The organism is Bacillus sp. SIMBA_154, from assembly GCF_046536015.1.
Taxonomy (GTDB): Bacteria; Bacillota; Bacilli; order Bacillales; family Bacillaceae; genus Bacillus; species Bacillus pumilus_P.
This window is the reverse complement of record NZ_JAWJBV010000006.1, coordinates 194,925-203,346: the sequence shown is the minus strand read 5'-3', so window position 1 is coordinate 203,346 and position 8,422 is coordinate 194,925. Positions and strand designations below refer to the sequence as shown.

11 protein-coding genes are annotated in these 8,422 nt (G+C 42.3%); 2 read left to right on the top strand and 9 right to left on the bottom strand.

The features are described 5' to 3' along the window. Positions 1-120: 120 nt before the first annotated feature. The 7 genes from yajC to R0K30_RS11415 all read right to left on the bottom strand — a co-directional run bounded on the left by yajC (position 121) and on the right by R0K30_RS11415 (position 5,138). Positions 121-387, bottom strand: coding sequence for a preprotein translocase subunit YajC (gene yajC / locus R0K30_RS11445; RefSeq protein ID WP_008360993.1), 267 nt, complete (start codon positions 385-387; stop codon positions 121-123). 47 nt (positions 388-434) lie between these two features. Beyond that, positions 435-1,580, bottom strand: coding sequence for a tRNA guanosine(34) transglycosylase Tgt (tgt, locus tag R0K30_RS11440; RefSeq protein WP_034321314.1), 1,146 nt, complete (start codon positions 1,578-1,580; stop codon positions 435-437). A 31-nt stretch (positions 1,581-1,611) separates the two neighbouring features. Next, positions 1,612-2,640 (bottom strand): tRNA preQ1(34) S-adenosylmethionine ribosyltransferase-isomerase QueA, encoded by a 1,029-nt coding sequence (gene queA / locus R0K30_RS11435; RefSeq protein WP_249705012.1) that lies wholly within the window; start codon positions 2,638-2,640, stop codon positions 1,612-1,614. A gap of 34 nt (positions 2,641-2,674) precedes the next feature. Beyond that, entirely contained in the window at positions 2,675-2,875 is a 201-nt protein-coding gene (locus R0K30_RS11430) for a DUF2905 domain-containing protein (protein ID WP_012010741.1), read from the bottom strand. Continuing rightward, positions 2,868-3,872, bottom strand: coding sequence for a Holliday junction branch migration DNA helicase RuvB (ruvB, locus tag R0K30_RS11425; RefSeq protein ID WP_099727770.1), 1,005 nt, complete (start codon positions 3,870-3,872; stop codon positions 2,868-2,870). Before ruvB ends, R0K30_RS11430 begins: the two co-directional genes overlap by 8 nt. Positions 3,873-3,883: 11 nt before the next feature. After that, on the bottom strand, positions 3,884-4,489 hold the full coding sequence (ruvA, locus tag R0K30_RS11420) for a Holliday junction branch migration protein RuvA (protein WP_099727771.1): 606 nt from the start codon (positions 4,487-4,489) through the stop codon (positions 3,884-3,886). Positions 4,490-4,637: 148 nt separating this feature from the next. Beyond that, positions 4,638-5,138: an intercompartmental signaling factor BofC gene (locus tag R0K30_RS11415; protein ID WP_180275528.1), complete on the bottom strand. Its 501-nt coding sequence runs from the start codon at positions 5,136-5,138 to the stop codon at positions 4,638-4,640. A gap of 239 nt (positions 5,139-5,377) precedes the next feature. On the opposite strand from R0K30_RS11415, the gene R0K30_RS11410 reads away from it, so the two are divergent. Beyond that, positions 5,378-6,022, top strand: a complete 645-nt coding sequence (locus R0K30_RS11410; RefSeq protein WP_099727773.1) for a protein kinase family protein — start codon at positions 5,378-5,380, stop codon at positions 6,020-6,022. A gap of 35 nt (positions 6,023-6,057) precedes the next feature. Here the strand turns inward: R0K30_RS11410 and R0K30_RS11405 are convergent, their stop codons facing one another. Continuing rightward, positions 6,058-6,240 (bottom strand): hypothetical protein, encoded by a 183-nt coding sequence (locus R0K30_RS11405; RefSeq protein ID WP_078061691.1) that lies wholly within the window; start codon positions 6,238-6,240, stop codon positions 6,058-6,060. A gap of 191 nt (positions 6,241-6,431) precedes the next feature. Between R0K30_RS11405 and R0K30_RS11400 the strand changes: the two genes are divergently transcribed. Next, entirely contained in the window at positions 6,432-6,593 is a 162-nt protein-coding gene (locus R0K30_RS11400; RefSeq protein WP_367307799.1) for a hypothetical protein, read from the top strand. 33 nt (positions 6,594-6,626) lie between these two features. Here R0K30_RS11400 and thiC read toward each other — a convergent pair whose 3' ends face one another. Then, the gene (thiC, locus tag R0K30_RS11395) at positions 6,627-8,387 is read right to left on the bottom strand and encodes a phosphomethylpyrimidine synthase ThiC (RefSeq protein ID WP_410610746.1); all 1,761 of its coding nucleotides are present in this window, start codon (positions 8,385-8,387) and stop codon (positions 6,627-6,629) included. Positions 8,388-8,422 lie beyond the last annotated feature (35 nt).

The window sequence follows — 8,422 nt, the reverse complement described above, 5'->3', positions numbered from 1 at the left end:
CAATACATTTCATTCTTCATACATACGTTAAAAATAAAAAAGATTGTAGAAAAACATGAGTTTCTCTACAATCTGAGAGCGATATGATTCGCTCTTTTTTTATGGCTATGTATTGGAGGATTAGCCTTTGTCAGCTAATTCTCTAATAGCACGACGGTCGAAAGTTAAACGGTTGTTTTCGCTTGTTTTGATGACCACTTTTGATTCATCAATTGAGTCGATTTCACCGTGTAAACCACCGATTGTGACGATTTTATCGCCTTTTGATAAAGATTGCTGCATCTGACGCACAGCTTTTTGTTGCTTTTGCTGTGGACGAATTAATAAGAAGTAAAGCACAGCAAACATGACAACAATCATAATGATTGAACCCATACCACCATCCATTCTATCTCACCCCTTTCTATATGATTGTAAAGCCTTTCGTTTATGCGTTAAAAGTTTTTCGCATTCGGTTTGTTAAAGCCATAACGCTCAAAAAACTCTTCTTTAAAATCACCTAAACGATCCTCACGGATAGCTTCTCTCACTTGCTCCATTAATTTTAACAGAAAATGAAGATTATGATAAGTTGTTAATCGAATTCCGAACGTTTCATTTGTACGGATTAAATGTCTAATATAGGCGCGTGTGTAGTTTTTACATGTGTAGCAGTCACAGTTTTCATCGATTGGTCTGAAATCACGCTCATATTTTGCATTTTTCACAACAAGACGTCCTTCACTTGTCATCAAGGTGCCGTTTCTCGCAATTCTCGTCGGCAGTACGCAATCAAACATATCTACACCGCGAATGGCGCCGTCAATTAATGAATCTGGTGAGCCGACACCCATTAAGTACCTTGGCTTGTCTGCCGGTAAAAATGGCGTTGTGAACTCCAGCACACGGTTCATCACATCTTTTGGTTCACCAACAGATAAGCCTCCGATGGCGTATCCTGGGAAATCAAGTGAAACAAGATCTTTTGCACTTTGTTTACGAAGCTCTTCGTATTCTCCGCCTTGGACAATCCCAAACAGACCTTGATCTTCTGGACGCTGGTGCGCTGTTAAGCAGCGCTCTGCCCATCTGCTTGTCCGCTCCACAGAACGTTTCATGTAATCGTACTCTGCTGGGTATGGAGGGCATTCGTCAAATGCCATCATAATATCAGAGCCGAGCGCATTTTGGATTTCCATGGCTTTTTCAGGAGAAAGGAACAGCTTGTCTCCGTTTAAATGATTACGGAAGTGAACGCCTTCTTCTTCGATTTTTCTAAATTCACTCAATGAAAATACTTGGAAGCCGCCTGAATCAGTCAGAATGGCTCGATCCCAGTTCATAAATTTGTGCAGACCGCCCGCCTCTTTGACAATGTCATGACCCGGACGGAGCCATAGATGGTACGTATTGCTTAGGATGATGCCTGCATCCATTGCTTTTAATTCTTCAGGCGCCATTGTTTTCACTGTAGCCAGTGTACCTACTGGCATAAATACAGGTGTTTCAAACGACCCGTGCGGTGTATGAACGCGGCCAAGACGTGCACCTGTTTGTTTGCATGATTTAATGAACTCATAACGTATCGGTAATTGCGACAAAAATGAGCCCTCCTGTCTTTGTTGAATGATGTTATTGAATCAGCATGGCATCGCCAAAGCTGAAGAATCGGTATTCCTCTTTTACTGCCTCATTGTACGCTTTCAGTACGTGCTCTCGTCCAGCTAATGCGCTGACAAGCATAATTAATGAGGATTTTGGCAGATGGAAATTCGTGATCATCCCATCAATTGCCTTGAATGTGTAGCCAGGATAAATAAAGATCGACGTCCAGCCGCTTGACGCTTTGAATTCGCCATCATGTGCACTTGCAATGGTTTCAAGCGTTCGTGTTGATGTTGTGCCAACTGAAATAATCCGCCCGCCTTCTTTGTGCACGCGATTAAGCTCTTGAGCCGTTTCTTCATTCATTTCGTAAAACTCTGCGTGCATTTCATGTTCTTCTATGCGCTCCGCACTGACAGGACGAAAGGTGCCAAGCCCTACGTGCAAGGTAATAAAAGCAATATGCACACCTTTCGCTTTCAGCGCATCCAGCAGTTCAGTTGTAAAGTGAAGACCGGCAGTAGGAGCCGCGGCTGAACCAACTTCTTTAGAATACACGGTTTGATATCGCTCACGATCGTCAAGCTGCTCTTTAATATATGGAGGCAGCGGCATTTCTCCAAGGGATTCAAGCACTTCATAAAAAATGCCTGTATACTGAAACTCGACTTTTCTTCCGCCATGTTCCAGCTCCTCTGTACATACCGCTTGAAGCCGTCCATCACCAAATGTGATGACCGTTCCTTTTTTCACACGCTTGGCTGGTTTTACGAGTGTTTCCCATTTGTCTCCTTCTTCTTGTTTCAATAGAAGAAGTTCAACTTTTGCACCTGTATCCTCTTTCATGCCAAACAGACGTGCAGGCAGAACGCGCGTATTGTTTAAAACGAGACAATCACCCTTTTGAAAATAATCCGTGATTTGTGAGAATGTATCATGTGTGATCGTACCCGTTTGTTTATTTAAGACCATCAGTCTTGATGCATCTCGTTTTTCAAGTGGAACTTGAGCAATCAGTCTTTCTGGTAAATCAAAATCAAATAGTTCTAGCTTCATTTCCTTCACCTATTCTGTAGTTAACTAGTTAACGTTATTTCATACGTCCAAAGATATTGAGTAAAATGGTTAGTACGATGCTAATGACAATGCACGTAATAACGGGAAAAAAGAACGTCACATTTCCTTTTTTCACAAAAATATCACCTGGAAGCTTACCAACCAATTGAAACACTAAGCCTGCGGCAAAAAGGACACCACCTAAAATCATCAATATTTTAGGGAATTCAGTCACGAATCGGAACCTCCATCTGAAAATGTTCATACGCTTCTCTTGTGACGACCCGGCCTCTTGGTGTTCTTTGCAGGAAACCAATTTGCAGTAAATACGGTTCGTACACATCTTCAATCGTATGTGATTCTTCTCCAATTGTCGCTGAGATCGTATCAAGTCCAACAGGACCGCCTCTAAATTTTTCAATCATACTTAAAAGCAGCTTGTGGTCTATATGATCCAGTCCCAGCCTGTCGACTTGGAGACGTTCAAGGGCATCTTCTGCAATGTCCTGTGTAATGGCATGATTCCCAAGCACCTGCGCAAAATCTCTTACTCTTCTGAGTAAACGATTGGCGACCCTCGGCGTCCCCCGAGAACGTCTCGCTATCTCTTCTGCTGAGCGAACGTCGATCCCAATCTCGAACAGCTCGGCTGTTCTTGCCACAATGTGAGCCAAATCTCTTTGCTCATAGTATTCCAATCTTGCATGTACCCCAAACCTATCACGAAGCGGTGCTGTTAAAAGCCCAACACGGGTCGTAGCACCTACAAGTGTAAATGGCGGTAAATCAAGCCGTACAGAGCGCGCTGTATCTCCTTTTCCAATGACGATATCTAGACAAAAATCCTCCATCGCCGGATATAGCACTTCCTCAATTGAGCGCTGCAAGCGATGAATTTCATCAATAAACAAAACATCACCAGGTTCAAGAGATGTCAGGATAGCCGCCAAATCGCCAGGACGCTCAATTGCTGGTCCAGACGTTGTACGCAGCTGAACATTCATTTCATTGGCAATGATCGACGCAAGCGTTGTTTTCCCTAGTCCAGGCGGTCCATATAAAAGGACGTGATCCAGCGTTTCCTGCCTCATCCGGGCAGCTTCAATAAACACGCTGAGATTATCCTTTACTTTTTGCTGACCGATATATTGGCTAAGTGTCTGCGGCCGCAAACTTTGCTCAATGGCTGATTCATGGTTGTCTGCTTCAGTTGAGACGAGCCGTTCATCCATGAGACATCACCCTATTTCAACATTTTTTGTAAAGCTTTTTTCACATATTGATCGGTTGTGAGATTTTTCTCTTCTTTTAATAAAGGCAGAACCTTTTTGATTTCACGATCACCGTATCCAAGGACACTTAACGCTTCGAGCGCTTCATCTAATGCGGTTTGCTGCGTTTCGATCTGAATATGATCCTCGTGATTAAATAAGTTGCCAATCATTTCTGGCACCACATCTGCAAGCTTTCCTTTTAGATCTAGAATGATCTGACGAGCTGTTTTTTTGCCAACGCCAGGGAATTTAATAAGGAATGCTTCATCCTCACGTTCTATCGCTGAAATGACAGCGCCAGGATCACCGGAAGCAAGGATCGCAAGTGCACCCTTTGGTCCAATCCCTGTGACATTTAACAGTTTTGTGAACAACGCTTTTTCTTCTCTTGTTTGAAATCCATATAACGAAAATGCGTCTTCCTTTATGTAATGATACGTATAAATCGTTTCTTGTTTATTTACTTGATAGATAAACGGGTTTGGGGTATAGACTTGATATCCCACTCCGCCGTTTTGAATGACAACATATTGCGGGCACACATAATCAATGGTCCCTTTCACAAATTCTATCACCGTTTTCACCTCTTTGACTGTTCTTCATTGTAACATAAATCGAAGAGAAAACCGCAATAAAAGTTAACATACGTTCGCTCAGTCCATTTTTACGGTGCAACCATGAAAAACAGCTTGCGGCCCTCACACCAGCAAGCTGTCACACGCTTTAAAATGATATTTCATTTCGGTAAGGTTGCATGACTTCAAGCACATGCTCAAATTCATCCTTTGTTCGAAAAGGAATGCCTTGCTCAAGCTGCTCCTCCACATGGCTTTCTAAACGGGACGTATCAATTTGAAAGAAGAGATGAATAGGCTCCGCCCAGCCGCCTGGCCTTCCATGAAACGTAGAAATGACACCGTCCTCTGATAATCCGATATATCCATTTGCTTTACTTAATGGAGAGATATCATCAATTTGTTTTCTAAAAAGGGCAAAATCCTCTTGTTGTTCTACCAGCGTCCAGCCTTTATACTGCGTCCAAAATGTGTCTTTGTCTTCTAATGATGCCCGGTGTCTTTCAATACTCACATCGCCGTCTAGATAGACTTTTTCAAGCTGCACGGTGATGGTGTTTGACTGCTTTTGCAAGTGTTCTTTTCCTTCCATATCCGCAGCGAAAAAAAGAACACTTGTCATGATAAGTCCTGTAACGAAACGTTTCATCTTCACTTTCACTATTTACACCTCTTTAGAACATAAGATCGATGCATGACATATGTAGTTTGACCCATTTTTCTAAACATTAACCAAACCGATTACACTGACTCGTTTTAAGAGTCTTTCGTTGTATCCTTCATTCGTAAATGTTATGTTTTATACAATCCATTGCTTTATCGAATGAAATGGTTTTTTCATCATTCGTTTTTCAGCCGCATAAACTGAAACCAAAGAAGGTGAAGTCAATGTCAGATATCAAAAGATTAGCCGAATCGATTCAGTATCATGAAGAAAAACGTTTTAATAAGCTCACATTAAAACCGGCAGAGCTTGAGCTGTGCGGCAAAGGAAGAAGTGCCTATGTATTTTCATATAAAAAAGCTGGCAAGAAAATGGCGCTAAAAGTCTTTTTCCCTTCTTATCAACACATTGCCCGCAAAGAGGCAGCAATTTACGAAAAACTTTCCGGTTCGTCATACTACCCTGAGATTTATGAGTCTGGGGATCAGTATATTTTAATGGAATATATTAAAGGCTACACATTCTATGAATGCCTGACAAAGGGTATTCCGATCAAGAAACAAATGATTGAACAAGTAGATGAAGCGCTAGAAGAAGCACGTGAGAAAGGGTTAAACCCTTCAGATATCCATCTGCGCAACCTGATCTTAACAAAGGAAGGCCTCGTTAAGGTGATCGACGTTGCCCGCTTCACCCAAACAAAAACATGTCATCAATGGGATGATTTAAAAGCCGCTTACGCCTATTACCAAAAACCTTTTTTCCCTAAAAAAGCGCCGCGTCTGTGGCTTGAAGTGATTGCCTATTTATATAAAAAGAACTGGCTCTCCCGCGGCCAGCTTAACAACCGAAATGATTTCTCCGCATAACGAAAGCCGCTCTCCTTCCGAGCGGCTTTTCTGTTTTATTCTGTTTCTACATGGATACTATTTACATTTAATAGATTAATGATTTCATTATTCAGCTTAAACCATTGATTGGATTCCTCAATTTTTTTATACACATCGTAGGTAGCTGGACGTTTCAGCTCGAAATCAAGCACTTCCCCATTGTTCATATGAAATGTTACCTTGAATACTTTCATCATAAGATCACCTTCCACTCTTTCTTGTTCGCTAACTGGTAAGGTCAGCTCTTTTCATTCATTCTCTACTCAACTCGTTTCCCCTCCTTCTTTCCTTCCAAACACAAGAAGTTTAAATTTTGTTTAAATTCACACAACATCTCTATCTCTCTAATCTGCAAAGAAGTATATTGTTTAAAAAGGAGGCTGTCTTCATGAAACAGAAAAAGAAAAAGAAAAAGAAAAGAACATCCCCAGAGAGACAAACTGTCTTGTTTCATTTAACAGATGCCCTGATTCCGAGTATGGAAATCATGGCGATTGCAGTAAGAGCACTTTTCCATCTCGTGAGAAAAGCCTTTTCAGCCGTTTTATAAAACCCCGCACAAAAGGAGTGCGAGGTTCTTTTTTTAGGATTGATAGATTTGACTTCCTTGGCTGATAAACTCTTTTGCCTTCTTCTCCATCTCTTTTTTCACTTCTTCTGATTGATTGCGGATATCATGAGAAATTTTCATACTGCAAAACTTCGGTCCGCACATGGAGCAAAAGTGAGCGGTCTTTGCGCCTTCAGCAGGCAATGTTTCGTCATGGAACGCCAAAGCTCTTTCTGGATCAAGTGACAGGTGGAATTGATCCCGCCACCTAAATTCAAATCTGGCTTTCGATAATGCATCATCGCGCTTTTGAGCAGCAGGATGTCCTTTTGCTAGATCAGCTGCATGTGCGGCAATTTTATAAGCAATGACACCTTCTCTCACATCTTCTTTGTTCGGCAAACCTAAATGCTCTTTTGGTGTCACATAGCAGAGCATGGCTGTTCCATACCAGCCGATCATGGCAGCGCCGATAGCGGATGTAATGTGATCATACCCCGGGGCAATATCTGTTGTAAGAGGTCCTAGCGTGTAAAATGGTGCCTCTTTGCAAATCTCCATCTGCTTATCGACATTTTCTTTGATTTTATCCATTGGGACATGTCCAGGTCCTTCAATCATCACCTGTACATCATGTTTCCAGGCGATCTCTGTCAATTCCCCTAGCGTTTTCAGCTCTGCAAACTGCGCCTCATCATTTGCATCAGCGATCGAACCTGGTCTGAGTCCATCTCCAAGAGAAAAAGCAATATCATAGGTTTTCATAATTTCACAAATATCTTCGAAATGGGTATAAAGAAAGTTTTCTTGATGATGAGCGAGACACCACCTTGCCATAATAGCTCCGCCTCTTGACACAATTCCCGTTACCCGATCGACTGTAAGCGGAATATACCTTAATAGCACGCCCGCATGAATCGTGAAGTAGTCTACACCTTGCTCTGCTTGTTCAATTAATGTGTCTCTGTACACGTCCCACGTCAAATCTTCTGCCACTCCATTCACTTTTTCAAGTGCCTGATAAATGGGAACGGTTCCTACTGGGACTGGGCAATTCCGAATGATCCATTCTCTCGTTGTATGAATGTCCTTCCCAGTGGACAGGTCCATCATTGTGTCTGCCCCCCACCTGATCGCCCACGTCATCTTCTCTACCTCTTCATCGATGGATGACGTCACAGCTGAATTGCCAATATTCGCATTGATTTTGACGTGAAAATGCTTTCCAATAATCATCGGCTCACTTTCTGGATGGTTAATATTCGCTGGGATGACTGCTCTTCCGCTAGCTACTTCCTCTCTCACAAACTCAGGGCTCAGCTGTTCTCTCAAAGCGATAAATTCCATTTCAGGTGTGATGATGCCTTTTTTTGCATAATGCATTTGTGTCACACTGGCGCCATTTTTCGCGCGGAGCGGCACATGATGAAAATCAGTATGGACATGATGAAAGGACTCTTTCCCCTTTGAACGATACCCGTTATCTTCTGGTTTCACATGACGCCCTTCATAGCTTTCTGTATCTCCTCTTTCTTTAATCCACGCCGCTCTAAGACGCTTTAAACCCTTTGTAACATTAATATGGGCGTTTTCATCTGTGTACGGTCCACTTGTATCGTACACACGGATCGGGTCATTTTGAATGTCGCCCGCCTGTGTCACAGTATTTGAGAGCATAATCTCCCTTTTTGGCACCAAGATGTCAGGTCTTGAGCCCTGCTCATACACCTTTCGACTTCCGTCAAAGCTTGATAGTAAAGATTGGGTTGATGGGACATTTTTCTTTTCTTTCATTTGCTGTTCTCTCCTTCTCTTTTTGTCATCGGACA